The 24,059-nt window shown below is 70.9% G+C and carries 22 protein-coding genes; 16 read left to right on the forward strand and 6 right to left on the reverse strand.

Annotated features, from left to right (window positions below; translation table 11 throughout):
* Window positions 1-60: 60 nt before the first annotated feature.
* Complete coding sequence (locus tag AB0I73_RS02230) at window positions 61-1,779, forward strand: DNA alkylation response protein (protein ID WP_363032851.1); 1,719 nt, start codon at window positions 61-63, stop codon at window positions 1,777-1,779.
* Between the two features lie 52 nt (window positions 1,780-1,831).
* On the forward strand, window positions 1,832-2,992 hold the full coding sequence (locus AB0I73_RS02235; protein WP_363032853.1) for an exo-alpha-sialidase: 1,161 nt from the start codon (window positions 1,832-1,834) through the stop codon (window positions 2,990-2,992).
* A gap of 127 nt (window positions 2,993-3,119) precedes the next feature.
* Here AB0I73_RS02235 and AB0I73_RS02240 read toward each other — a convergent pair whose 3' ends face one another.
* A complete protein-coding gene (locus AB0I73_RS02240; protein WP_363032855.1) occupies window positions 3,120-3,836 on the reverse strand; it encodes a uracil-DNA glycosylase in 717 nt (238 codons plus the stop codon).
* 95 nt (window positions 3,837-3,931) lie between these two features.
* Here AB0I73_RS02240 and AB0I73_RS02245 point away from each other — a divergent pair, with 95 nt between their 5' ends.
* Window positions 3,932-5,032, forward strand: coding sequence for a BadF/BadG/BcrA/BcrD ATPase family protein (locus AB0I73_RS02245; protein ID WP_363032857.1), 1,101 nt, complete (start codon window positions 3,932-3,934; stop codon window positions 5,030-5,032).
* Window positions 5,033-5,116: 84 nt separating this feature from the next.
* Complete coding sequence (locus tag AB0I73_RS02250; protein ID WP_363032859.1) at window positions 5,117-6,040, forward strand: hypothetical protein; 924 nt, start codon at window positions 5,117-5,119, stop codon at window positions 6,038-6,040.
* Between the two features lie 106 nt (window positions 6,041-6,146).
* Here AB0I73_RS02250 and AB0I73_RS02255 read toward each other — a convergent pair whose 3' ends face one another.
* Window positions 6,147-7,226, reverse strand: a complete 1,080-nt coding sequence (locus AB0I73_RS02255) for a lactonase family protein (RefSeq protein ID WP_363032861.1) — start codon at window positions 7,224-7,226, stop codon at window positions 6,147-6,149.
* 207 nt (window positions 7,227-7,433) lie between these two features.
* Between AB0I73_RS02255 and AB0I73_RS02260 the strand changes: the two genes are divergently transcribed.
* Window positions 7,434-8,129, forward strand: a complete 696-nt coding sequence (locus AB0I73_RS02260; protein WP_363032863.1) for an HAD family phosphatase — start codon at window positions 7,434-7,436, stop codon at window positions 8,127-8,129.
* 492 nt (window positions 8,130-8,621) lie between these two features.
* Complete coding sequence (locus AB0I73_RS02265) at window positions 8,622-9,371, forward strand: DUF4142 domain-containing protein (RefSeq protein WP_363032865.1); 750 nt, start codon at window positions 8,622-8,624, stop codon at window positions 9,369-9,371.
* Between the two features lie 25 nt (window positions 9,372-9,396).
* Here AB0I73_RS02265 and AB0I73_RS02270 read toward each other — a convergent pair whose 3' ends face one another.
* The gene (locus AB0I73_RS02270) at window positions 9,397-10,179 is read right to left on the reverse strand and encodes a LysR family transcriptional regulator substrate-binding protein (RefSeq protein WP_363032867.1); all 783 of its coding nucleotides are present in this window, start codon (window positions 10,177-10,179) and stop codon (window positions 9,397-9,399) included.
* 71 nt (window positions 10,180-10,250) lie between these two features.
* Here AB0I73_RS02270 and AB0I73_RS02275 point away from each other — a divergent pair, with 71 nt between their 5' ends.
* Both AB0I73_RS02275 and AB0I73_RS02280 read left to right on the forward strand, forming a co-directional pair.
* Window positions 10,251-10,643 (forward strand): DUF5997 family protein, encoded by a 393-nt coding sequence (locus AB0I73_RS02275; protein WP_109380686.1) that lies wholly within the window; start codon window positions 10,251-10,253, stop codon window positions 10,641-10,643.
* Window positions 10,644-10,920: 277 nt separating this feature from the next.
* Window positions 10,921-11,409: a hypothetical protein gene (locus AB0I73_RS02280; RefSeq protein WP_363032869.1), complete on the forward strand. Its 489-nt coding sequence runs from the start codon at window positions 10,921-10,923 to the stop codon at window positions 11,407-11,409.
* A gap of 23 nt (window positions 11,410-11,432) precedes the next feature.
* On the opposite strand, the gene AB0I73_RS02285 is transcribed toward AB0I73_RS02280, so the two are convergent.
* Window positions 11,433-11,762 (reverse strand): phospholipase D-like domain-containing protein, encoded by a 330-nt coding sequence (locus tag AB0I73_RS02285; protein WP_363032871.1) that lies wholly within the window; start codon window positions 11,760-11,762, stop codon window positions 11,433-11,435.
* Window positions 11,763-12,208: 446 nt separating this feature from the next.
* On the opposite strand from AB0I73_RS02285, the gene AB0I73_RS02290 reads away from it, so the two are divergent.
* The 5 genes from AB0I73_RS02290 to AB0I73_RS02310 all read left to right on the forward strand — a co-directional run bounded on the left by AB0I73_RS02290 (window position 12,209) and on the right by AB0I73_RS02310 (window position 17,368).
* Complete coding sequence (locus AB0I73_RS02290) at window positions 12,209-13,150, forward strand: C45 family peptidase (RefSeq protein ID WP_363032873.1); 942 nt, start codon at window positions 12,209-12,211, stop codon at window positions 13,148-13,150.
* Between the two features lie 493 nt (window positions 13,151-13,643).
* Window positions 13,644-14,501 (forward strand): helix-turn-helix transcriptional regulator, encoded by an 858-nt coding sequence (locus AB0I73_RS02295; RefSeq protein WP_363032875.1) that lies wholly within the window; start codon window positions 13,644-13,646, stop codon window positions 14,499-14,501.
* The gene (locus AB0I73_RS02300; protein WP_363032877.1) at window positions 14,498-14,704 is read left to right on the forward strand and encodes a DUF397 domain-containing protein; all 207 of its coding nucleotides are present in this window, start codon (window positions 14,498-14,500) and stop codon (window positions 14,702-14,704) included. The genes AB0I73_RS02295 and AB0I73_RS02300 overlap by 4 nt, the downstream gene beginning before the upstream one ends.
* Window positions 14,705-14,835: 131 nt before the next feature.
* Window positions 14,836-15,927, forward strand: coding sequence for a MerR family transcriptional regulator (locus AB0I73_RS02305; RefSeq protein ID WP_363032879.1), 1,092 nt, complete (start codon window positions 14,836-14,838; stop codon window positions 15,925-15,927).
* A gap of 148 nt (window positions 15,928-16,075) precedes the next feature.
* A complete protein-coding gene (locus AB0I73_RS02310) occupies window positions 16,076-17,368 on the forward strand; it encodes an MFS transporter (protein WP_363032881.1) in 1,293 nt (430 codons plus the stop codon).
* Window positions 17,369-17,496: 128 nt separating this feature from the next.
* Here the strand turns inward: AB0I73_RS02310 and AB0I73_RS02315 are convergent, their stop codons facing one another.
* On the reverse strand, window positions 17,497-17,967 hold the full coding sequence (locus AB0I73_RS02315; RefSeq protein ID WP_363032883.1) for a TrkA C-terminal domain-containing protein: 471 nt from the start codon (window positions 17,965-17,967) through the stop codon (window positions 17,497-17,499).
* A gap of 295 nt (window positions 17,968-18,262) precedes the next feature.
* Between AB0I73_RS02315 and AB0I73_RS02320 the strand changes: the two genes are divergently transcribed.
* From AB0I73_RS02320 to AB0I73_RS02330, 3 genes are all read left to right on the forward strand, one after another.
* Window positions 18,263-19,162 carry a universal stress protein gene (locus AB0I73_RS02320; RefSeq protein ID WP_363032885.1) on the forward strand — a complete coding sequence of 300 codons (900 nt, stop codon included), beginning with the start codon at window positions 18,263-18,265 and terminating at the stop codon, window positions 19,160-19,162.
* 142 nt (window positions 19,163-19,304) lie between these two features.
* Window positions 19,305-20,141: a universal stress protein gene (locus AB0I73_RS02325; protein WP_363032887.1), complete on the forward strand. Its 837-nt coding sequence runs from the start codon at window positions 19,305-19,307 to the stop codon at window positions 20,139-20,141.
* A gap of 63 nt (window positions 20,142-20,204) precedes the next feature.
* Window positions 20,205-20,681: an SRPBCC domain-containing protein gene (locus AB0I73_RS02330; protein WP_363032889.1), complete on the forward strand. Its 477-nt coding sequence runs from the start codon at window positions 20,205-20,207 to the stop codon at window positions 20,679-20,681.
* A 274-nt stretch (window positions 20,682-20,955) separates the two neighbouring features.
* Here the strand turns inward: AB0I73_RS02330 and AB0I73_RS02335 are convergent, their stop codons facing one another.
* Window positions 20,956-23,955: a helicase-related protein gene (locus AB0I73_RS02335; RefSeq protein ID WP_363032891.1), complete on the reverse strand. Its 3,000-nt coding sequence runs from the start codon at window positions 23,953-23,955 to the stop codon at window positions 20,956-20,958.
* Window positions 23,956-24,059 lie beyond the last annotated feature (104 nt).

Here is a 24,059-nt window from a genome sequence, read left to right on the forward strand (position 1 = left end):
TGCCGGACGACATGCGTTGCATCATTGCTACAACCGTAGAGATGATGCAACACTCGATGTATGGCCACGACAATCGCGCATGAGCAGCACGGCGGACTCGCCGCCTCCCCCGAGGGACACGCGGCACCGAAGGCACTCGCGGCACCCCGCGGGTACGCCACGCACGAGGTCCTGAATCAGCCCGCTCCCCTGACCCCCTACGACGCCTCCGACGACACCGCCCTCCTGGAGGGGGTGCGGCGCGAGGGCGCCGGTTGGGCGGAGGAGGATCTGCGGCGGCTCGGCAGGCTGGCCGGCAGTGCCCGGGTGCAGGAGTGGAGCGACCGGGCCAACCGCCACGAGCCCGAACTGCGCACGCACGACCGGTACGGGAACCGGATCGACGAGGTCGAGTTCCATCCGAGCTGGCACCACCTGATGCGCACGGCCGTCACCGAAGGGCTGGCCGGCGCGCCCTGGGCGGACGACCGGCCCGGCGCCCATGTCGCGCGCACCGCCGGCGGACTCGTATGGGGGCACACGGACGCGGGGCACGGCTGCCCGACCTCCATGACGTACGCGGCGGTACCCGCCCTGCGCCGGCAGCCGGAGCTGGCTCGGGTGTACGAGCCCTTGCTGACCAGCCGGGAGTACGAGCCGGGCCTGCGGGTGCCGGGCGAGAAGCGCGGGCTGCTGGCCGGCATGGGGATGACGGAGAAGCAGGGCGGCTCCGACGTCCGGACCAACACCACGAGGGCGACGCCGACCGCGGAGCCCGGTGTGTACACGCTGCACGGACACAAGTGGTTCACGTCGGCGCCGATGTGCGACGTGTTCCTGGTGCTGGCGCAGGCTCCGGGAGGCCTGTCGTGCTTCCTGCTGCCGCGCGTCCTGCCGGACGGCACACGCAACACGTTCCGCATCCAGCGGCTGAAGGACAAGCTGGGCAACCGGTCCAACGCGTCCTCCGAGCCGGAGTTCGACGGGACCGTCGCCTGGCTGGTCGGCCCGGAGGGACAGGGCGTGAAGACCATCATCGAGATGGTCAACTGCACCCGGCTGGACTGCGTGATGATGTCGGCGGCGCTGATGCGCAAGACGCTCGTCGAGGCAGGGCACCATGTGCGCCACCGCAGTGCCTTCGGGGCCCGGCTGATCGACCAGCCGCTGATGCGCAACGTGCTGGCCGATCTCGCCCTGGAGTCGGAGGCCGCGACAGCGCTGACCCTGCGACTCGCCGGGGCGGCCGATCGCGCGGTGCGCGGGGACGCGCAGGAGGCCGCGTTCCGCCGGATCGCGACCGCCGTCGGCAAGTACTGGGTCACCAAACGGGGTCCGGCCTTCACCGCCGAGGCCCTGGAGTGCCTGGGCGGCAACGGCTACGTCGAGGAGTCGGGCATGCCCCGGCACTACCGTGAGGCCCCGCTGCTGTCGATCTGGGAGGGCTCGGGCAACGTCAACGCCCTCGATGTGCTGCGGGCGCTGGGCCGGGACACGGCCACGGCGCAGGCGTTCTTCGCCGAACTCGCGCTCAGCCGCGGGGCGGACGCCCGTCTGGACGCGGCCGTGAGCCGACTCGAGGGCCGTCTGTCGGAGGGCTCACAGGCGGGGGCCCGGCGGCTGGTGGAACAGCTGGCCCTGGTCCTCCAGGGCTCCCTCCTCGTCCGGCACGCCCCGTCCGCGGTCGCCGACGCCTTCTGTGCGACGCGGCTCGGCGGTGACTGGGGGCACTCGTTCGGCACGCTGCCCGACGGGGCCGACCTGGGCTCGATCGTGGACCGCGCGATTCCAGCCCCGTAGGCCGCCGCACCGGCCCGACCTGCGACGACGCCTGATCCACAAGTGACTGTCAGTGGCGGGGTGCACACTGGCCGGTGTCCGGAACGGATGCGTCGACGAAGGCGTCGGCGACGTCGCGGAGGTGATCGGCATGACCGAGGTACTGCTCGCCGTGGGCACCCGTAAAGGCCTGTTCATCGGGCGCCGACGGGGTGGCGTCTGGGAGTTCGACGACAGCCCCTGGTTCAACGCCCAGGCGGTGTACTCGATCGCCGTCGACACCCGGGACCCGGTCCCCCGGCTGCTGGTCGGCGGGGACAGCGCGCACTGGGGCCCGTCCGTGTTCCACTCCGACGACCTGGGCCGCACCTGGACCGAACCGGCGCGGCCCGCCGTCAGGTTCCCCACGGACACGGGGGCGTCGCTGGAGCGGGTCTGGCAGCTTCATCCGGCCGCGGCGGAGCCGGACGTGGTGTACGCGGGCACCGAGCCGGCCGCGCTCTACCGCTCGGAGGACCGCGGGGAGACCTTCGATCTGGTCCGCCCGCTGTGGGAGCATCCGACCCGCTCCAAGTGGGTGCCGGGCGGTGGCGGCGAGGGTCTGCACACCGTGCTGACCGACGAGCGGGATCCGCGTGCGGTGACGGTGGCCGTGTCCACGGCGGGCGTGTTCCGCACCCGCGACGGCGGCGTCAGCTGGGACCCCTCCAACTCCGGGGTCTCCGCGGTGTTCCTGCCGGATCCGAACCCGGAGTTCGGGCAGTGCGTGCACAAGGTCGCCCGGGACGCGGCGACACCGGACCGGCTGTATCTGCAGAACCACTGGGGCGTCTACCGCAGCGACGACGCGGGCGCGCGGTGGACGGACATCGGCGAGGGCCTGCCGTCGACGTTCGGCTTCGCGGTGGTGGCGCATCCGCATCAAGGTGACACGGCGTACGTGTTCCCGATCAACGCCGACTCCGACCGGGTCCCGGCCGACCGGCGCTGCCGCGTCTTCCGCACCACGGACGCGGGCAGGAGCTGGGAGCCGCTCACCGCGGGCCTGCCACAGGGGGACCATTACGGCACGGTGCTGCGCGACGCGATGTGCCACGACGGCGCCGACCCCGCAGGCGTGTACTTCGGCAACCGTAACGGTGAGGTGTACGCGTCGGCCGACGACGGCGACAGCTGGCAACAGCTCGCGGCGCATCTGCCGGACGTGTTGTGCGTGCGGGCCGCGGTTGTCTGAGGGGGTTGAGGGGACTGGGGAGGTGAGGGCCGGAGAGATCCGAGGCCCCGCGGTGCGGACCGGTCAGATGCGCACCGCGGGACTCGGGCCGTCGGGGTCGTCCTCCTGGCGGGCCCGGGAATCCGCGTCAACGTCCCTGCTGAACCGCCGTGTTCGTCTCCTGGGCCGACGGCAGCCGCCAGTCGACGGGGGCGGCGCCCTGCCGGACCAGGAAGTCGTTGGCCCGGCTGAACGGACGCGAGCCGAAGAAACCCCGGTCCGCCGACATCGGCGAGGGATGAGCCGACTCGATGGCGGGATAGTCCCCGAGCAGCGGACGCAGGTTGCGCGCGTCCCGGCCCCACAGGATCGACACCAACGGGCCGCCCCGCGCGGCGAGGGCGCGGATCGCCTGCTCCGTGACCTCCTCCCAGCCCTTGCCCCGGTGAGCGGCCGGCTTGCGCGGGGCGGTGGTGAGCGCCCTGTTGAGCAGCAGGACCCCCTGCTCGGTCCACGGGGTCAGATCGCCGTTGGCGGGCCTGGGCAGGCCCAGGTCCGCGTTCAGTTCCCGGTAGATGTTCTCCAGGCTGCCCGGCAGCGACCGCACGTCCGGCGAGACCGCGAAGCTCAGGCCGATCGCCATTCCCGGTGTGGGATAGGGGTCCTGACCGACGATCAGGACGCGTACGTCGTCGAAGGGTTGCTGGAACGCCCGCAGCACGTTCGCTCCCGCCGGGAGGTACGTCCGGCCGGCCGCCACCTCGGCGCGCAGGAAGTCCCCCATGGCCGCGATGCGTCCGGCCACCGGTTCCAGGGCCTCCGCCCAGCCGGGCTCAACAAGTTCATGCAAGGGTCGTGGTGCCACGCCGGATCACTCTAGTGGCTCACACCGACACCCCGTACCAAGCGGCCCGGCCCCTACGCCGAAAAGGCGTCCGGACGCTAGTGTTCCTCCGCGTCATGGTCGTCAAGGAGGTGGGGAACGCGGTGTCTCCGTCCGCCGGACCCGGATTCGTCGCCGTGGATTCCGGGGGCTCCGGGCTGCGTGTCGTCGTCGGTGCCGCCGGGCGCGGTCCGCTCGCCCGGGGTGCTTCCGGTGAACCGGTGCGGACCGGTGCCCGAGGGATCGACCCGGAGCACCTCATGGAGCAACTCGTGCCCATGGCAAGGGGACTGGCCGCCGAGGCCGGAATCGGGCGACTGGACACGGCGGCCGTCGGTGCGGCCGGACTGGCCAGCCTCGGGGACGCGCTGCGCGCCGAGCTGCCGGGGGCGCTGACCCGGGAGCTGGGGGTACGGCGTGTGGCACTGGCCGCCGACGCCGTCACCGCCTACGTCGGCGCTCTGGGGTCCCGGCCGGGCGCCGTGATCGCCGCCGGTACGGGCCTGATCGCCGTCGGCACCGATCTGGCCGGGTGGCGCCGGGCGGACGGCTGGGGGCATCTGCTCGGCGACTGCGGCGGCGGCGCGTGGATCGGGCGGGCGGGCCTGGAGGCGGCGCTGCGCGCCCATGACGGACGGGACGGCGGCTCCAGCCGGCTGCTGGAGTGCGCCGAGGAGATGTTCGGCCCGGCGGCCGCACTGCCCGGCCACTTGTATCCGCGCACCGACCGGCCGGCCGTCCTCGCCTCCTTCGCTCCCCGGGTGGCGGAGTGCGCCGCCGATGACGCCGTCGCCGCGGACATCCTGCGGGCGGCTGCCCGACACATGGCCGACTCGGCGGCGGCCGTCTGCCCGGAGACGGGTCCGGGCACGGGTGCCGGCACGGGTTCGGGTGCCGGCGCAGGTTCGGGTTCGGGTTCGATCGAGCCTCTGGTGGCGCTCACCGGTGGCCTGTTCAACATGGGCGACCCTCTTCTCGTACCCCTGGGCGAGGAGTTGGCGAAACGGCTGCCGAGGGCTCGGCGGGTGACGGCCGAGGGCAATCCGCTGCACGGGGCGGTGCGTATCGCCACCGACCTCGCGACCGGTTCGTTCACCCTTCCGGGTGACGAGAAGATGCTGTGCGTGACGAGTCCGGCAGGTGGAGGGGGCATCGCCGCACCCGATGCCGGCACATAACACATCAGACATATCCGGATGGATGTCTCGCAGACGTACCCTCCCCGAACAGAGGAGCCCAGGAAACCACTAACATTCCGCTCCATGAGCACCCCCACTGGGCCCGCGTCCGGCCTGCCAGTACGAATGCCGCGCCCCCGCCAGCCCGGACGGCACCGCCGTCCCGAGCCTCTGGTGGCTCCCGAGGGCGCGCCCGCGCTCGTCCTCGCCGTGCCGGGTACTCCGAGCAGTGCCACCCGATCCCTCGCGGACGAGGTCGTGAGCATCGCCCGTTCCGAGCTCCCCGGTCTGGACGCCCGGATCGGTTACCTCGACGGAGACGACGAGGAGTTTCCCACGCTGCAGGCGGTACTCGCGTACGCCGCCGAGGAGCGCACCGCCCGCTTCGAGCAGGCTCGCGCCGCCGGCGTGGACGTCAAGGAACCGGACGGCCCCGTCGCCGTCGTCGTGCCGCTGCTCGCCGGTCCGGACAGCTCGCTGCTGCGCCAGGTCCGTCAGGCGCTGATGGACAGCCGCGTCGCCGCCGAGCTGACCGATGTGCTCGGTCCGCACCCGCTGCTCGCGGAGGCTCTGCACGTGCGGCTGTCCGAGGCCGGCCTGGCCCGCGCCGACCGGGCCCGGCTGTTCACCGTGGCGACCGCCGCGGACGGCATCATCCTCGCCTCCGTGGGCGGTGACGAGGCCGTGCAGGCGGCCGGAATCACCGGCATGCTGCTCGCCGCGCGTCTCGCCGTGCCGGTGATGGCGGCGGCCTTGGACGAGGAGGGTTCGATCGCGTCGGTGGCCGAGCAGTTGCGCAACTCCGGTTCGCAGCAGTTGGCTCTCGCGCCGTACCTGATCGGTCCCGAGATCGACGCGAGCCTGGTCGAGGAGGCCGCGAAGGAGGTCGACTGCGCCGCCTCCGAGGCGCTGGGCCCCTACCCGGCGATCGGCAAGCTCGCCCTTGCCAAGTACACGTCCGCGCTGGGCATCGCCCCGCAGCAGGCGCAGAGCACTCCGGCGCACTGACCGGGACGGCTCATCCGCTCGTACGACACCGAAAGGCCCGCTCCGACCATCGGGGCGGGCTTTTCGGCTTGTGTCCGCCGAGGTGGGCGGCTCTCATGGGCCGCTCTCAGTCGACGACCACACAGGACGCCGCTGCCACCGGGATCGCACCGCCGCGCCGGGGTGCGCCCGTGTCCGGGTCGACCGCGAACCAGGTCACGTCCCCGGAGCGCTCGTTCGCGACGTACAGGAAGCCGCGGGACTCGGTGAGCGCGCGGGGCCAGTGACCGCCGCAGGGCACGGTGGCGGTCAGCCGCAACCCGGCCATTCCGGCCGCCCCGGCCGTTCCGGCCCCCCCGTCTGCGTGCCCCTCGACCGCGAGAACCGACAGCACGTCCTCGCCGCGGGTCGCGGTCCACACGAAGCGCCCGTCGGGCGAGACGGCGACGCCCGACGGGTAGGCGTCGCCCGCCGGGGGGCCGGGCAGGACCGGGATCTCGGCAAGTGGCCGGAGCTCGCCCTCGGTGGCGTCCCAGCGGCAGACGACCAGGGTGGGGCTGAGCTCGTTGAGGACGTACGCGCGTGCGCCGTCCGGGTGGAAGGCCAGGTGACGGGGGCCGGAGCCGGGGCGCAGCGCGACCTCCCGGTGCTGCGCCGGAGCGCCGTCGGCCAGGGTGTACACCCGCACCGAGTCCGTACCGAGGTCGACGCCGACCGCCCAGCGGCCGCTCGGGTCGGGCAGTACCTGGTGGGCGTGCGGCCCCTGCTGGCGCTGCGGGTGGGGGCCCGAGCCGGTGTGCCGGAACACCCCGGACGCGGACCGCCCCAGGCCGCCGTCGGTGCGGACGGGGACGGCGGTGACGCTGCCGGAACCGTAGTTGGCGGTGAGGACGTGTCCGGCGAAGACGCAGAGGTGGGTCGGCCCGTCCCCATGGACCGTCACCGGGGAACCGACCGGCTCCGGTACGTCTCCGGCACCGGCACCGGGCACCCGGTATGCGGCCACGGCCCCTTCGGCCGTCTCACTGACCGCGTAGAGCGTCCTCCCGTCGGGCGAGAGCGTCAGGCAGGAGGGGTCGGGCAGATCGTTCAGGGCGCCCAGGACGGTCAGTGCGCCGTCGTCGAGGGCGACAGAGACGGTGACGATGCCCGGGCCTCCCGCCGCCGTGAACGATCCGATGAACGCCCGCCGTCTGCCGTCCGTCACGCCTGATCCCCTCCGGTTCTCCGCCGTCCGCGGCTGATCCTGCCGGTCCCCACCGGTCTCCGACCGGTTTCGCACCGACCGGAGCGACGCTAGCAGCCAAACCCTCCAGGTCTAAACCAAAGCTCTCGGTCCGCTTGCTGGGGTCGATCGGCCGGACGGCTCGGGCACAGCACCTGACGCACTGGACGCCTTGGCATCCTGGGCCCCATGAGCACTCTCGACACACTCTCGGCCGTCTTCGACCTCGACGGCACACTCGTGGACAGCGAGCCGAACTACTACGAGGCGGGCCGGCTGACCCTCGCCGAGTACGGCGTGCCGGACTTCTCCTGGGCGGAGCACGAGCGTTACGTCGGGATCAGCACCCGGGAGACGATCGCCGACTGGCGGGAGCGGTACCGGCTGCGGGCCCCGGTGGAGGAGCTGCTGAGCGTCAAGAACCGTCACTACCTCGGGCTGGCCCGTGCCTCCACGCACGCGTACCCCGAGATGCGCGCGTTCGTCGAACTGCTGGCGGCCGAAGGCGTTCCGATGGCCGTGGCCTCCGGCTCCTCACCCGAGGCGATCGAGGCGATCCTGGCCGGCACGGGCCTGGACGCGCACCTGCGCATCGCCGTCTCGGCCGAGGAGGTCGCGCACGGCAAGCCCGCTCCGGACGTCTTCCTGGAGGCGGCCCGCCGGCTCGGCGCGGACCCGGCCGACTGCGTGGTGCTGGAGGACGCCGCCCCGGGCGCGGCGGCCGCGCACGCCGCGGGCATGCGCTGCATCGCGATCCCGTATGTCGCGGCGCAGGCCGACGCGCCGGAGTTCGCCACTGCCGGGCTGCTGCTGCGAGGTGGCCAGCGGGAGTTCACGGCACGGGCCGCGTACGACTGGCTGACGCGTTCGGCTCGACCGGCTTGACGCCCGGCCGGGTGCCGCCCTGCCGCCCGGGCAGGGCGGCCGTCGGCGGCGGCCGGCATGCGCCCGCTCTGCTGCTGCGCGTGTCGTCGCACGCCTGCTTCCGGCGCCCGGATCCGCATGTGATCTTCGACACCTCCGGATCCGGCGCCCTCATCCCTTCCGGAGCGGCGATGGCGGCAGCCCGCTGAACGGGATCTGGCCGGGAACATCCTTCGACGGCAAGAAATCCCTGGTCACACGGGTACGGGCCGCCGTGGCCACCTGCTTGCGGGCCGGTCTGCCGAGCGGAACGACGGCGACAAGGCGACCCGCACCGTCCAGAATGCCTCGTACGAGGCCTGAGTTCACAAGTCGGGGCACCCGGTGCCGTACCACCGCACCGGTCGTCGTCACCGGGTGCCGGCGACAGAAGATTCCTTCCGGAACGGTGATTGTTTCGCCACTGCCATCCGTACTCCCTGGCGTTGGGCTGTTGATACACCAGGAGGCACGATGCGCATCTCGCGCAGCACGGCAGGAACCGCGTTCGTGGGCGGAGCCATGGTTCTCACCCTCTCCGCGCTCGCCTACCCCACCATGCTGGGCGTGCAGAACACATCGACCACCCAGGACCGGGTCGTCGCCAACACTCAGTACGGCCAACTGACCGAGGCCGACCGCGACTTCGTGGTCAAGGTGCGCGCCGCCGGACTGTGGGAGCACCCCCTGGGCCTGCTGTCGATGGAGCGGGGCACGACGCCGGAGATGAAGGAGGTGGGAGAACACCTGGTCGTGGGGCACGGACGGCTCGACGAGAGCTGCCGCAGGATCTCCCTCGAGCTGGGCATCACCCTGCCCAACCAGGCTTCGCCCCAGCAGGAGCAGTTCGTCGAGACCATCAAGGCCACCAACGACAAGGAGTTCGACACCACGGCCGTGAACATCATGCGGGTGACGCACGGCCAGATCTTCTCGGTGATCGCCAAGGTCCGGGCCAACACCAGGAACACCCTGGTGCGGCAGCTGGCGGACCAGGCCAACGACACCGTGCTCGACCACATCACGGTCCTGGAGAAGACCGGACTGGTCAATCACGAGCAGGTCAACTTCCAGCAGACCAGCCCGCCCAAGCTGCCCCGGGAGCAGGTGACGCCGCCGGCCCCGCAGGCGGGCGCCCCGGTGCTGGTGCTCGAGATCCCCGAGGAGCTGAAGGACCTCAACACGGTCTCCCCGGCGCCGACCCCCGGCGCGACGGTGAAGTAGGCGCCCCGGAGCCCGGGGGCGGGCGTCAGGACCCGCGGCGGGGTTTACCCCGGCGCGGGTTCTTCGGTGTGCCGCCGGTGCCCTTCCGCCGCCCGCGGCCGACCGGTCCGCCCGCCGTCTGCTGCCGGCGGGCACCGCCCTTCTCGGCGGCCCGCCTGGGCTTCTCCTGTTTCTCCTGCGCGGAAGGCTGGGGCCGGGTGCGGCCCCGGGTGCTGTTGACGGTCCGGCCGCGGACGATCCCGATGAAGTCCTCCACCAGGTCGGTGGTCGCTGCCTCGGGCCACGCCAGCGCCACGCTCGACTCGGGGGCGTCCTTGAGCGGCCGGTGGGTGAGGTCCTTGCGGTGGTGCAGCCGCGCCAGGGACAGCGGCACGACGAGCACGCCGATCCCGGCCGCGACGAGCTGAATGGCGTCGGCCGTGGTCGCGGGCCGTTCGAGGGCGGGCCTCCCGGGCAGGGTCGCCCACCCGAGGACGTCGTCGAGGGGGTGCAGCACGATCTCGTCGTCCAGGTCCTCGGGGGCCACCTCGTCGACCGCCGTCACGAGGTGGTCCTTGGGAACCACGACGACCGTCTGCTCGGTGTAGAGGGGAATCGCGCTGAACACCGTCCGGTCGACGGGCAGCCGGACGAGGCCCGCGTCGGCGTCCCCGTTCAGCAACAGGTCAGCCGCTTCCGCGGCGGGCACCTGGGTGAGGGTCAGCGGGACACCGGGCAGTCGCTCGTTCCAGACGCGTGCCCACTTGCCGGGCATCACCCCGGGTGCGTACACGAGCCGGAACGATGGGGACACATCCGAGCCTGTCACCCGGCCAGGCTACCGGCCTCGCCCACCGATCGTGGTCAGCGGTCGCGCACACGGTCGATACCCTGGACACCATGACGTCGCACCAGAGCACCCAGACGATGAAGCCCGCGACCGCGGCGAAGAAGCTGGGTGTGTACCTCGAGGCCACCCCCGCCGAATTCCGGGAGGGTGTCGTCTCACGCGCCGAGCTGAACGCACTCCAGGCGAACCCGCCCCAGTGGCTGCAGGACCTGCGGCGCAACGGCCCGCACCCCCGCCCGGTGGTCGCGGCCAGGCTGGGCATCTCCATCTCGGGTCTCGCCCGCGGCGGGATCACCGAGCCCCTCACCACGGAGCAGATCAAGGCTCTCCGGGAGGAGCGTCCCGAGTGGCTGGAGCGGGAGCAGGCCACGCAGGCGGAGGTCCGCAAGGAGGCGGAGCGCATCCGGCAGCGGAACGAGGAGCGCGCGAAGCGCAACGGCTGATCGGCCGATCCCCACCGCGCCTTTCCTCACCACCGAACACCCTCGAACGACCCCGAACACCCCCGCACGGGCTTTCCCCGCGGGGGTGTTCTCGTACGCACGCGACCCCGCGTGACGCGATATCGACGGAACGCGAGCCTGCCCTACCCCTTCCGGCACATAGAAATATCTACGACCATGGCTGCACGCCGGGTCGGCGCGCGGACGACCGTGCGGCCGTCGGCCCGTGACCAGCACGCGCCCCCAGCGGCGCAGCCGACCGTGCGCGGGGTGGGACATGCGGAGCGCCAGATGGAAACAAGCCGTCGAATGGCTGGCCGCGGCGGCCAGGGACCCCCGGCAGTGCAAACGGGAATGGGACCACGGCACGGGGACGGCGCTGCTCGCCGCAGGACGGTACTGGGACGTGCTGAGCGTTCCCGACCGGCTCGGACTGCTCGCCCTGGACCTCCTGTGGAGCGATCCGCTGAAGGTGCCCGGACCCACCCTGGTGGATGTCACGGCACGCAGAGTCGGGTTCTTCCTGCCGCCCGACCCGGCCGGCGAGTGGATCGGGTTCGGCGTGCGGCACGTCAGCCGTGGCTCCTGGGTGGCGGTACCCCCGCCGTACCGCCCCACCGGCCGCCTGGAATGGCTCGTCCCCCCGGACGGCACCGGCACCCTGCACTGCCCCACCACCCTCGAACAGGCCCTGCGCACAGCCACCGGCACCCTCGCCGTCCTGACCCCGACCGGCACGGAACCGGCGGAGCCGGGCGGCTGGTGAGTGCCTCGTCGAGGTGATCTCCTCTACGGGCGGAGCGGCCGCAGTACTCCCAGGCGCTGCAGTTCCACGATGTGCTCCGCCGCCCGCCGCGGTGCTTCGCCACCGGTGACCAGAACTCCCGCTTCCATGGTGCGGTGTGCGGCGGACTCGGTCAGGTTCGCGCTGCCCAGCAAGAGCGTCCGGCGGTCGGCGACCGCGAGTTCGGCGTGCTGTCGTGAGTGGGCCCGGGCGGGATCACGCGCCCAGTGCCAGGGGCGCAGGGCGGGAACCGACTCGAACGCGTCGGCGGGTTCTCGGCCCGAGATCAATCCCCTGGCACCGGCCGGCGTCTCGACCACCACGTGCGTCCGCACCCCCGCTCCGCGGCCGCCACGCGAGCCCGGGTCAGTGCTGGATACGAACGGGCCGCGTATGTCATGGCCAGCAGTTCTTGGCGGCGGCCCCGGCGGCAGCCTCGAACCCACGTCGAGCATCACCGTGGCCTCGGGGGGCGTCCGGCGGTCCCTCGGAACCACACGGTGCCAGCGGCGCCGTCGGGCGTGCGGATCGCCGCAAGCCGCTGGGCCACCGTAAGAAGCTGTGCCTGATCCTGACACGTCGGCAAGGGACTTCGGTACAGGTCAGCCGCTGCGTCACGGCCCTTCGCAGCAAGGAGCGCCACGAACACCCCTGCCATGCCGTTCGAGATGATCCGCGAGTACCTCAACGCTTCCCACAGTCCTGCCTGATCTGGTGAATTACCTGCGAAATTAGCTAGGTTGCCACCATCTGCACCGATGTCCACAAGGGAGCGGCAGCCATGAGCCAGCAGCAGAAGATCTTCCGTGCCATCGAGGTCGGTGACGGCAGCGACGGACGATGGGCCACCCATACACAGGCCCTGTGGCCGCTCGCGGAGGGGTGGATGACCGAAGAGAGCCGGACCCCGGAGGGCGCGGACCGTGCTCGGAAGTTGTTCGAGGCCCATATGCCGGAGCTGGTCCCGGTGCTCGACCGGCTCGCCGGTCAGCTCGATCGGCCCGAAGGGGAAACCTTTCTCACCCTCGCAACCTTGCGACCGTTCTTCTCGGGCTGCACCCAGGTCGGCGGCAGCGGCACTCTGCTGCGCAACTATGACTTCAGCCCCGACGAGTGCGAGGGCACCATTGTCTCCTCCCACTTTCTCCGCCCGGTGATCGGGATGCAGGATGCTGCCTGGGGCTTGTTGGACGGGATGAACGATGCCGGGCTCGCGGTCTCGCTCACCTTCGGTGGGCGATTCGTTCACGGCCCCGGCTTCGCCATCCTCATCGTGCTGCGCTACCTGCTGGAGACGTGCAGCACCGTCGACGAGGCGATCGGCAAGCTGCGATCCATACCGATCGCCATCCCGCAGAACGTCACCCTTGTCGATTCCGAGAAGGCGGTGACGGTGTTCACTGGGCCGGACATCCCTCTGACCAAGGCACCGGACGCGTGCGCTGCCAACCACCAGTACATGCCGGTGCCTGACGAACAGGAGCAGTCCTCCCGGACCCAGGAACGGCTGAACGCCGTTCGCGCAGCGGGCACGGACGTGGCGGCGATGCTGAAGCCGCCGCTGTATCAGTACGGGTACGACGAGGGGTTGGGAACGGTCTACACCGCCCATTACCGGCCCTCCGAGGGCCGGGTGACCTACTACTGGCCCGGCGAGTCCTGGAGACAGTCCTTCGACGACTTCGCTCCCGGGACCCGCACCGTGACCATCGGAGAGATGTGACACAGCTCCAACCTTGTCGTTCAAGCCCTATGGCGCCACGCTCAGTCCCGGGGTGTGGCCACCGAAGCCCTCCCGCGTCAGCAGCTCTCGCCGAATTTTTTGGGGGGGGTGTGGCCGTGGGTGATGGCGTTGGCCGCCGACTCGGCCGTGACGAGCGCGACGGACCGTGACGTCTCAGAGCCGTACGGGATTCCCCGGGACCCAAGCTGCTGAGAGGCCAGGCGTCGTGCGCGATGGGCTCCGCTTCTGGTGCTGCTGAGGCGCATGGTGAACTGCGGGACGCGGGTACTGGGTTCAGCGGTGACATTCGACGACTCCATGGAGTAACCGCCTCGTCACGCATATAGCCTGGCGAGGTCGGACTTCCGTACCCGGCCACGCGGTACGGCCGCTGTACGGGTTCGTACGGCAGGTGTACGGGCCGAAGTCCGTGGCCGGAACGGCTCACCGGTCGTTGCCGTCACGACGGACCACTGCACAGAACGGGGGCACGATGAGCAGGACGACCCAGCGGGACTGCGGAACCACCGGCCGACGCGGGCCGGACAAGGAACGTCCGGCGGCGTGGAGCGCCTACGGCAAGCTCGTCCGCCTCTTCCGCGAACGCGCGGGCCTCACCCAGCAGGCCCTCGCCGAGGCGATCGACTACTCGCTGGAACAGGTCGCCTCCGTCGAACAGGGCCGCAGACCGGCGAAGACGGCCTTCACGGAGGCCGCGGAGCGGGTACTGGAGGCGGGCGGGGCGCTGCGGGTGCTCCAGGAGGACGTGGACCGGGCCAAACTTCCCTTCTTCTTCCAGGACTTCGCCCTGCTGGAGGCCGAGGCGGTCAGCCGCTTCTCGTACGACCCGATGCTGGTGCCAGGGTTGCTCCAGACCGAGGCATACGCACAGGCGCTGCTTGAAGCGCACTTTCCGCCTCTGCCCGATGAGATCGTCGAACAAAGGGTGGCGGCCCGCCTTGCGCGTCAGGCGCTGCTGAGCCGCAAGAGCCCGCCCATGGTCTTTGTGTTCGTCGTGGAGGAGGCAGCGATCCTGCGAGTGGTGCGCAGCACTGCCGTCATGCAAGGACAGTTGGAGCATCTGCTGATGTGCTCGAAGATGCGCAACGTCGAACTCCAGATCATGCCCACGATCCGCGGTGCCCACAGCGGACTCAACGGGCCGATGGTGCTGACCGAGTCGACCGACCGCAAGCAGTTCGTCTACATCGAGGCACAGGACGTCGTAAGCGTCAGGTCCGACCGGAACGAGGTCAGCGAGTTCTGGCTGCGGTATGGAATGCTGCGCACACAGGCCCTCAACACCGAGGAGTCCTCCCGTCTCATCGAGCGCATGGCAGGGGAGCTATGAGCACCGATCAGGGCATCGAGCAGTCCAGTCAACTCGCTTGGTTCAAGAGCAGCTACAGCGGAACGAGCGGCGGCGACTGCGTAGAGGTGGCTGTCGGCTCGGACGCCGTGTACGTACGGGACTCGAAGGCCGTGGGCGACGGGCCCGTGCTGCGGGTCGACCGGAACGAGTGGGCCGCATTCGTGGCGCTCATGGCCGTGTAGCGCACTGAAGTTCCTGATCGCGACAAGGGGCTCGTCCGCGTCACTCCAGGTGACGCGGACGAGCCTTGGCCATGCCACCGGTTGACCCTCGACCTTGTCGAGGCGGCAGGGTCTCGGGTGTGGAGAGCGAGATGCGCAGCATTGGTGAGATGGCCCGGGACAGCGGCCTGAGCGTGAGCGCCCTGCGGTTCTACGACCGTGCGGGGGTGCTGGTCCCCGACTGGGTGGACCCGGTCAGCGGCTACCGCTGGTACGCGCCCGAGCAGTCGGACGAGGCCAGGCTGCTGGCACGATTGCGCCGGGCCGGGATGCCGCTGGCCGACATCCGGCTGGTGCTGGCCGGGTGGGCCGGACCGGACACCGATCTCGTACGGCAGCTCCTGGAGGCGCACCTGCGTCGGCTGGAACAGGGGTTGTCCGATGCCCGCGGTGAGTTCTCCACGCTCCGAGCCCTACTCGACGACAGGGAGAAACCCATGACCTCGCTCCGTACCTCCTCGGCCCACCCGGCCCTTGCCTCGCCCGAGCTGGCCGCCGCGTTGGACGCGGTCCGTTTCGCCGCCGGTACGGACCCCGAACTGCCGATGCTCGGCGGGGTCCTGTTCGACATCGAGGGCGACGCCCTGCGTCTCGTGGCGACCGACCGGTACCGGCTGGCCGTCGCGCGGGCCGCGGTCACCGGGCACGGCGGGCCCCGGGTGCAGGTGACCGTGCCCCTGCCGCTCGTCGACGCGATGCGGGCACTGGTCGGCGGCGCCGAACCCGTCCGGCTCGCCGTGGACGGTGACCGGGTGGCGCTGGAGACCGAGAGCGGCCGTCAGGTGGCCGGTCAGTGCCTCGACCACGAGTTCCCGGACTACCGGCGCCTGGTCCACCTGCCGGCCGGGCGTCGGACCCTCGTCGACGTGGCGGCCTTCCGGAAGGCGGTGGAGGCGGGTCCCGTCCGTACCGGCGAGGTGCGCGAGCAGGACGGGGTGCCCTACGAGGTCAGCGTGCTCGGGGTGGCCGACGACGGCACGGTGGTCCTCTGCGAGGACGGTGACGACGGTCAGGACCGGGTCGCCGTCAACCGCGAGTTCCTGCTGCACGCCCTCGACGCCGGGGCCCGCGACCGGCTGGCCCTGGAGTTCGGCGCCTCCACGGCACCGCTCGCGATCCGCCGGCCCGACGACGAGGACACCTTCTCGCTGCTGATGCCGGTCCGGCTGGACAGCCAGGCCTGAGCCGCGGGGACCGGGCTCGCGCCGTAGCGCCAAGGTGCTACGGCCCTGAGAACCCCTGACGGAATGAACTGATGACTCGACATGGGTGGGTGAGGCGTGGCTGGGACCGTTCGTCCCGAGGCCGGTACGGCATTGGTCAGGGGTTCTGATGCCGACCGGTGATGAGACCGCGGAGTCTCCTGCGGCAGTTCGTGGTGTCCCGTCCGCGCAAGGTGACGAGCGGCACCCGCAGGCCCGGGAGCGGCTGCCTCGGTCCTACCTGTGGTGGCTCGTCGGGATCCTGGTCTCGCTCGTGGGCAACGCGGTCTTCTACTTTGCTCTCGGCTGGGCTGCCGGCGCGTACGGCGGGGGCGTCGCGGGCTTGGTGCTGAGCGCGATCACGCTTCCCCGCGTTCTGCTCCTTCTCCTCGGGGGCGCGGTGAGCGACCGGGTCAGCGCGCGTCGCGTGCTGATCGTCGGCGATGCGGCGATGCTGGTCGCCTCGCTCGGTCTGGCAGCCCTCGCCTACCACCTGGGAGCGCCGCCCTGGTTGCTCATCACGACAGGCATTGCGGTCGGTGTCGTCGATGCCTTCTATCTGCCCGCCTCGGGGTCCATGCCTCGTCGGCTGGTGGCCAGGGCACAGTTACCGCGGGCGTTGTCCCTGCGACAGGCCGGCGGCCAAGTGATCAACATGGGTGGCGGACCTCTGGGCGGCGTCCTGGTGGGCCTTGCCGGTCTCGCGGGCGCGGCCGTGTTCAACGCCGCCACCTTCGCCTTCACGCTGATCGTCCTGGCGATCATCCGCCCGCGGTATGAAGCAACGCAGTCCCCCGGAGCAACCGGTCTACTCAAGGAGGCCGTGGACGGCGTGCGCGTGGCCTTCGCCCATCCGGTGCTGCGTCCGGGTCTTTGCCTCACTGGTTTCGCGGCCGGCTTCCTGTTGCCCGTGCTGTCGCTCCTGGTCCCCCTGCTCGCCCGTGAGCGGGAATGGGGCGCGGGAGCCGCAGGGCTCGTGATCGGAGCGCAGGGCGTGGGCATGGTGGCGATCACCCTGGTGGTGGTGAAGCGCGGTCCGCTGGGACGGCCCGGTCTGCTGTCGGCGAGCGCGCTCGTGCTGGCCGGTGCGGGGGTACTCGCCCTGGCGTTGGCACCGGGCACGGCGGGGGCGGTGGCCGCCGGCTCGGTCATCGGTATCGGCAACGGAATCTTCTCCGCGCACATCGCGCCGTTGGTCCTGGCAGCAGCACCGGAAAGCCACCTGTCCCGCGTCCAGGCGGTTCTCGTGCTCGTCCAGAGCCTGGCCTTGTTGCTCATGAACAATGTGCTCGGCACATTCGTCGACCTCGAAGGTGCCGCAGTCGTACTCGTCGCCTGTGCCGTCACGCTCGTCAGCGTCGGGCTGGCGGGTCTGACCTCCAAACCGCTCCGCGACGACCGCACGGGACTGCGGGCCCGCTGAGCCGGGCCGGCCGCGCTTGCCGCGCACCGGCGGTACGGCCTGGAGATGCCCTGCCCGTCGAGCGGCCCGCCGGCCGGTGGCCACCTTCGTCAGCGCGGTGACGGAAGCTCACGGAGGAGTGCGCGCGCTCACTCCCGTCCAAGGATCTCGGCGGCGGTCTCGATGCCCTCGCGGGTGCCGATGACGATGAGTGTGTCACCGCCCGCAAGCCGGAAGTCCGGCGTCGGGGACGGGATCGCCTCGGCCCGCCGCAGCACGGCCACGATCGAGGCTCCGGTGTCGGTGCGCATCCTGGTCTCGCCCAGCACCCTGCCGTTCCAGTGGGAGGCGGCGGACAGCTCGATGCGCTCCGCGACCAGGCCCAGGTCGGTCGTGTGCAGCAGGTTCGGGCTGTGGTGGGCGGGCGTCAGCGCGTCGATCAGGGCGGCCGACTCGGCGACGTTCAGTCGCAGCGACTGGGCGCAGGCGTCCGGGTCGTCGGATCGGTAGATGTTGACCGTGCGTGCGCCGTCCCGGTGCGCGATCACGGAAAGGTGCTGGCGCTCACGCGTGGTGAGGTCGTACTTCACGCCGATGCCCGGCAGTGGCGTGGTGCTCATCCGTGGAGCAGGCACAGCCCGTCCCCTTCCCGGTCTCTTCTGGTCATCCGTCGTTCTGGGCGGGGTCCCGCCGTCCCGCTGATGGTCGGCCCCCGTGGGGGACATGGTGTCATCCCGCCATGTCGTCGAGAGGGTGGGTGGTGTCACGGATGGACAAACGATCCCGACGGAATCGACCCTCACGAGGGCGGACCACCGGAGGGCCCTGATCCTCCGGAGGTGTGGCCCGTTGGGCCCATGGCTACGGGCTTCCGCAATGGGATCATGGTGGTGACATACCGATTGGGGAGGCGTCATGAGTCGTCTGGTCGTTGTGGGAGTCGATGGATCGGCCTCGAGCCTGGCCGCGGTGGGTGCTGCGGCCGAGGAGGCCCAGCGGCGCAAGGCCGAGCTGCGGGTGGTGCACGCGTTCCTCTGGCCTGCCATGCATGTGCCGCTGGGCCCTTCGCCGGTGGGTCCGCCCGGGGGCGGTCTGCAGGCCATGGCCGATCAGCTGGTGGCCGAGGCGGTGGAGCACGCCAGGTCGGTGGCACCGGACGTGGGCGTCTCGCACACCGTGGTGACGGGGGAACCGCTGACCGTGCTGGAGGCGCAGTCCGCCTCCGCGGAACTCGTGGTCGTCGGATCCCGCGGGATGGGGGGCTTCGTCGGGCTTCTGGTGGGGTCGACGGCGGTGCACCTGGCGGCTCACGGGCGGTGCCCGGTCCTGGTCGTGCGTGAGCCGGGGGCGGCGGACGGGCCGGTCGTGGTCGGAGTCGACGGTTCCCCGGCGGGCGCGGAGGCGATCGACTTCGCCTTCGCCGAGGCGTCCCTGCGCGGCGCCGAACTGGTCGCGCTGCACTCCTGGACCACCTGGAACGCGCCGGCCCCGGCCCCGCAGGACGAGGAGGCTCCCTACGCGAGCGAGCCCGGCGATCTGCGGGCCGGCGAGGAGCGTCTGCTGTCCGAGGCGCTGGCCGGGCACCAGGAGCGGTACCCCGGGGTGAAGGTCCGGCACGAGCTCGTGCACGGCGGCACCCGCGAAGCGCTCATCGAAGCGAGCCGTACGGCGCGGTTGCTGGTGGTCGGGGCCCGGGGGCGGGGCGGCTTCACCGGGCTGCTGCTCGGCTCGGTCAGCCAGGCGATGCTGCACCACGCCCACTGCCCGGTGGCCGTCGTCCGCGGCGACAGCGGGAAGGCGGAGAAGGACGCGTAGCCGCTCCCCCTTTAGGGCTTCCGGGCTTTCGGGCTTTCGGGCCGGTACGGGCTCCGGCCCGTGGGTACTCGGTGCGTGCGGGCCGGGCACCGTACCGGCGACGCATCCGCACGGGGTGTCCCGGCCCGGACGGGAGTGAGCAGTGGATGACACGGTGATCGCCGGAGTGGACGGATCGCCGTCCAGTCTCGCCGCGGCGGACGTCGCGGCCCGTGAAGCCCGGCTGCGCGGCGCACAGCTGCGGATCGTGCACGCCTTCAGTCGTCACTCCGACCTGGACCCGACGATCCGCGGCGCCCTGGCGCAGGCGGAACAGCGGGCCGCCGTCGTGGCGCCGGGACTGGAGGTGACCAGGACCGTGGTGTCCGGGGGCGCCCTGACGGTGCTGCGGAGCGAGTCGCGCCACGCGGTGCTGGCGGTGCTCGGCGGACGGGGCCGCAGCGGGTTCGGGGATCTGCTGCTGGGCTCGACGGTCGTGCAGTTGGCCGCCCACGGGCATTGCCCGGTCATGGTGGTTCGGGGACGCCCCGATCCGCAGGGGCCCGTGCTCCTTGCCGCGGACGGCTCGGCGGCCGGTGCGGCGGCGGCCGAATTCGCCTTCGTCGAGGCGGCGCTGCGCGGGGCCCGGCTGGTCGCCCTGCACGTGTGGAACACCTTGAACGAGCCGACACCCTACGAGGGGCCTGGCGCCCCGCTGAACGTGGTGGTGGACCTGGACCAACTCCGCGAGAAGCACCGGCACCGGCTGGAGGAGGCCCTGGCTCCTTGGCGGGCCGCTCATCCGGAGGTGTCCGTGGAACTGCTCGTGGAGCGGTCCCGGGTGCGCCACGCACTGCTGGACGCCAGCAGGGAGGCCCAGTTGCTGGTGACCGGGGCCCGGGGGCACGGCGGCTTCACCGGGATGCTGCTGGGCTCGGTGAGCCAGGCCCTGCTCCACCACGCCGACTGCCCCGTCACCGTCGTCCGCGGCGAGCAGTGACCGACCGGGGACGGTGCCGTCGGACGTGATGGCGTCCGGGCACCTCGACGGCACGATGGGACCGTGTACACGACGCGGGTCTCCCGTCTGCTGAACGCGCCCCGCCCGGTGGACCACCGGGCGCTGGTGAGTGCGGAGGCGATCGCGCGGTGGCGGGTGCCGCCGGGTGTGCGGGGCGAGGTGCACGAGTTCGATGCGCGCGAGGGCGGCCGGTTCCAGGGCTCGCTCACGTGCGACGCACCGGACGCGCCGGGCAAGTCCGCCGAGCGCACCGACATCTACCACGGCAACTTCGCGAGGCTCGTGCCGGATGAACAGGTGGCGGAGATGCTCGAGTTCGAGACCGAGGGCCCCACGCTGCGCGGGACGATGACCACGTCCACCACGCTCACCGACACCGATGACGGCGGCACCGCCGTCCTGGTGATCCACGAGGGCGTCCCCGACGCCGTACCCGTCGCCGGCAACAAAGCGGGTGCTCGCCGGGCGTCGGCGCATCCGGCCCGCTTCGTCGAATCGGGCGGTGCCGATTCCGCGTAGGGCCCGCTCCGTCGGTCGCCGGCCTGCCGGGCCATCGGTCTACCGGCCGCCGAGGAAGCTCAGCCGGATTCGGCGGTCGGGATTGTCGCGGTTGGTGTCCGCCAAACTCCGTTAAGACAACCCGCAGCATAGCCAGGCCTCACCAGGCCCCGTCCTGGTGGGCGGCTCAGCACGCGGGAACCGGTGAGCGCCGGCGGGTGCTCAACCTGTTGCGGATCAGCCCGAATCGCATCTCCGCCGCGCTTCACGCCGTCCCGTGATCACACACGAGCGATCACCACTTGCGAGAGGGCGGACCAGGGACGCTCAGCACAAGCGCCGCGGCGAGTATCTGCGGCGGCTTCGTCGACATCGACTGCTGCTGGTCGAGCAGCGCGAGACGCTTCCGGAGCCGTACATCGAGCCCGGCAGCCTTGCGGTGGAGGCTCGCGGAGGACTCCTTGGGCTTCTCGCCCCTCCGTTCCTTCTCGGAGGCCGCCGCAGCGTCGAGGAGCAGCCGCTCCTTCTCGGAGGTCAGGCGCTTGGTCACCAGTTCACGGGTCCTGACCAACTCTGCCAGGCGACGGGGCTGGACCTCGGCCAGATACGCGGGAAGTCGGTTGGCAATGATCCAGCTGGTCGCCTTGGCCTCGGCATCCGCGAGCCAGGGAAGACCGCACGCGATGTCAGCCGACGCGCCGTCGGGCGCATCGGCGCAGTCGAGGTAGGGCGCGGGGCCGGCCGGCCGCACAGTGCCGCGGCTGTCGACGTAGACGTAGGCAAACCGTCGGGCCACCGACGCACCGGTGGCATCCGCGACCTCTTCGACCATCCCGACGAGGAGGTGCGGTTCTTCGAGGGTGGCCGAGACGAGGACGGTGCCCCGGTTGAGTGCGCCCTCGAAGGTCCGGATGGTCTCGGCCATGACGGCGTCGTGCAGCGGGTGGCCGGGGACGAGCAGGTCGACGTGGGCACGGGCGTCGGGCCGGACATGGTCGAGGTCGAAGGTGATGTGATCGTAGCTGGTGGCGATGGGCCCGTTGCCTGCCGAACGGACGCGCTGCGGCACGTGGGCTATCTCGTGGCGCCCCTGTTCGCGCGCGACGATCCGGCCGCCGAGCCGGGTGAAGGCGCCCTTGAAGGCCGATGCGATGTCGTGGGGCTGAAGACGTCGGGCGCGGGCTTCGTCCATCTCGGCACGCAGGGCGCGGAGATCGGCGTCCGAGAAGTGCTCCACAGCGAGCGCACGCTCGTCCAGGAGGCCCTTGAGGCCGTCTCCGACAGTGCTGTCGATGACCTCGTACATCCGATTCCTGACAGCCGGCTGCTCACCGTACTGGACGGCGTCGAGGAGCAGGTCCCGCAGCGGGGTCTCGGCGAACGCCTGCCCCAGGACGTCGAAGACCTTCCCGCCGTACGTCTCGCGCATCTGGTCAAGCTTCTCCAGCAGGCGCGTGAAGACCTCACCCTCGCGAGTGTTGGAGGCGACGAGGTTCCAAAGCCGGCAGACCTCCTCCTGGCCGATGCGGTGGATGCGGCCGAAGCGCTGCTCGATGCGGTTGGGGTTCCAGGGCAGATCGTAGTTGACCATCAGGTGAGCGGCCTGCAGGTTGAGTCCCTCGCCGGCGGCGTCGGTGGCCAGCAGAATCCGCACATCACGGTTCTTGGTGAACTCATCGGTAATCTGCCGCCGCTCCGCCCGGCGTACGCCGCCGTGGATGGCCCTGACGGCACCAGGCTCGCCCAGCAGCGACCCGATCTTGTCCTGCAGATAGCTGAGGGTGTCGCGGTGCTCGGTGAAGATGATGAGTTTCCGGGGCCGGCCGTTGGCGTCCGTCACCAGCGCGTGGTCGCGGAGGAGGGCGGACAGCTCGGTCCACTTGCGGTCCGTACCTGCCTCCCGGACCCGCTGCGCCGTCTTCACCAACGCCCTCAGCTCGATGAGTTCGACGTCGAGTTCCTCGACCGTCTCCGCCGCCGTCGCGGCATCGAGCAGTTCCTCCTCCAGCTCTTCGATCTCTTCGGCATTCAGCTCATCAGTGTCCAAGTCGGCGGGATCTATGGCGGGCATGCTCTCGCGGTAGGTCCCGTGAAGGATCTCCTGCCTCTTGCGCTGCAGGCGCTCGGTACGCCGCACGAGGCTCCGGTAGATCGCCTCCGGGCTGGAGGCCAGACGTCGCTGCAGGACGGTGAGCGCGAAACCGACCGTGTTCCTGCGCTTGCCGCCGATGCGGCCGGCGCGGTTCATCCCCTCGCGGACATAGTGGGTGACGTCCTCGTACAGGTCGTACTCGAGTGCCGTGAGCTCGTAGGGGACGGTCTCCGCGATGCGCTCGGGGAAGAGCTTCCTGCCCTCGAAGGTGAGCAGGTCCTCCTTGATCATGCGCCGCATGATCCCGCTGACGTCGGCGCTTCTCCCCTGCCTGCCCTCGAACCGGTCACGGTCCAGCAGGGTGAGGAAGAGCTGGAAGTCCTCCTCCTTCCCCGAGTGCGGGGTCGCCGTCATCAGGAGCAGGTGACGAGTGATCTCGCCGAAGATCTCGCCGAGCTGGAACCGCTTGGTCTTCTCCACCTTGCCACCGAAGTAGCGGGCACCCATGCGGTGCGCCTCGTCGACGACGATCAGGTCCCACTCCGTCTCCTGGAGCTGTGCCTTCAGCTGCTCGTTACGGGAGAGCTGATCCATGCGGGCGATCAGCAGCGAGTGGGTCTCGAAGACGTTGACATGCGGCTGGGAGTCGATGAGCTGGTTCGTGAGCAGGTCGAAACGGAGGCCGAACTTGAAGAAGAGCTCGTCCTGCCACTGATCAACCAAGCCTCCCGGGGCCACGATCAGGCATTGTTTGACGTCATCGCGTAGCAAGAGTTCCTTGATGTAGAGGCCAGCCATGATCGTCTTTCCCGCGCCCGGATCGTCGGCGAGCAGGAAGCGCAACGGTGTACGGGGCAGGAGCTCGCCGTACACGGCGCGGATCTGGTGCGGAAGCGGCTGAACGTCGCTGGTCGCCACGGCGAGCATCGGGTCGAACAGGCCGGCCAGTGAGATCCGCTGGGCTTCCGCGGCCAGTCTGAAGTCGCCGGCGGACATGTCGAAGGCGCGGCTGCCGCTGTGCGTCACGCTCAACCTGTCCTCGTCCTTGCGGAAGACGACCCGCTGGTCGAGGCCGCCCCCGGCGGTCTTGTAGGTCAGCTCGACCGCGTTCGCACCGTGCCACTGGGCGGCGATGACCGTGACTGCCTCCGCCGGTATGAGTCCGCTGATCCGCAGTCCCGGCTTGAGCTCCTCGAGCAGCACGTACACAACCTCCTGCTTGGCGGCCGGCGAACGCTACTCGGACGTTCCGGCGGTTCCCTGGTCCCGTCGACTTCGTCAACCGGGGTCGCTAATCTTCCCAGAGG

It is taken from the genome of Streptomyces sp. NPDC050388 (assembly GCF_040655635.1).
GTDB lineage: Bacteria > Actinomycetota > Actinomycetes > Streptomycetales > Streptomycetaceae > Streptomyces.

What these genes read in the sequence shown, in the direction of transcription:
- AB0I73_RS02230 (WP_363032851.1), top strand. Translation starts at nt 61, where the DNA reads ATGGCCACGACAATCGCGCATGAGCAGCACGGCGGACTCGCCGCCTCC.
- AB0I73_RS02245 (WP_363032857.1), top strand. Translation starts at nt 3,932, where the DNA reads ATGGTCGTCAAGGAGGTGGGGAACGCGGTGTCTCCGTCCGCCGGACCC.
- AB0I73_RS02250 (WP_363032859.1), top strand. Translation starts at nt 5,117, where the DNA reads ATGAGCACCCCCACTGGGCCCGCGTCCGGCCTGCCAGTACGAATGCCG.
- AB0I73_RS02260 (WP_363032863.1), top strand. Translation starts at nt 7,434, where the DNA reads ATGAGCACTCTCGACACACTCTCGGCCGTCTTCGACCTCGACGGCACA.
- AB0I73_RS02265 (WP_363032865.1), top strand. Translation starts at nt 8,622, where the DNA reads ATGCGCATCTCGCGCAGCACGGCAGGAACCGCGTTCGTGGGCGGAGCC.
- AB0I73_RS02275 (WP_109380686.1), top strand. Translation starts at nt 10,251, where the DNA reads ATGACGTCGCACCAGAGCACCCAGACGATGAAGCCCGCGACCGCGGCG.
- AB0I73_RS02280 (WP_363032869.1), top strand. Translation starts at nt 10,921, where the DNA reads ATGCGGAGCGCCAGATGGAAACAAGCCGTCGAATGGCTGGCCGCGGCG.
- AB0I73_RS02290 (WP_363032873.1), top strand. Translation starts at nt 12,209, where the DNA reads ATGAGCCAGCAGCAGAAGATCTTCCGTGCCATCGAGGTCGGTGACGGC.
- AB0I73_RS02295 (WP_363032875.1), top strand. Translation starts at nt 13,644, where the DNA reads ATGAGCAGGACGACCCAGCGGGACTGCGGAACCACCGGCCGACGCGGG.
- AB0I73_RS02300 (WP_363032877.1), top strand. Translation starts at nt 14,498, where the DNA reads ATGAGCACCGATCAGGGCATCGAGCAGTCCAGTCAACTCGCTTGGTTC.
- AB0I73_RS02305 (WP_363032879.1), top strand. Translation starts at nt 14,836, where the DNA reads ATGCGCAGCATTGGTGAGATGGCCCGGGACAGCGGCCTGAGCGTGAGC.
- AB0I73_RS02310 (WP_363032881.1), top strand. Translation starts at nt 16,076, where the DNA reads ATGCCGACCGGTGATGAGACCGCGGAGTCTCCTGCGGCAGTTCGTGGT.
- AB0I73_RS02315 (WP_363032883.1), bottom strand. Translation starts at nt 17,967, where the DNA reads ATGAGCACCACGCCACTGCCGGGCATCGGCGTGAAGTACGACCTCACC.
- AB0I73_RS02320 (WP_363032885.1), top strand. Translation starts at nt 18,263, where the DNA reads ATGAGTCGTCTGGTCGTTGTGGGAGTCGATGGATCGGCCTCGAGCCTG.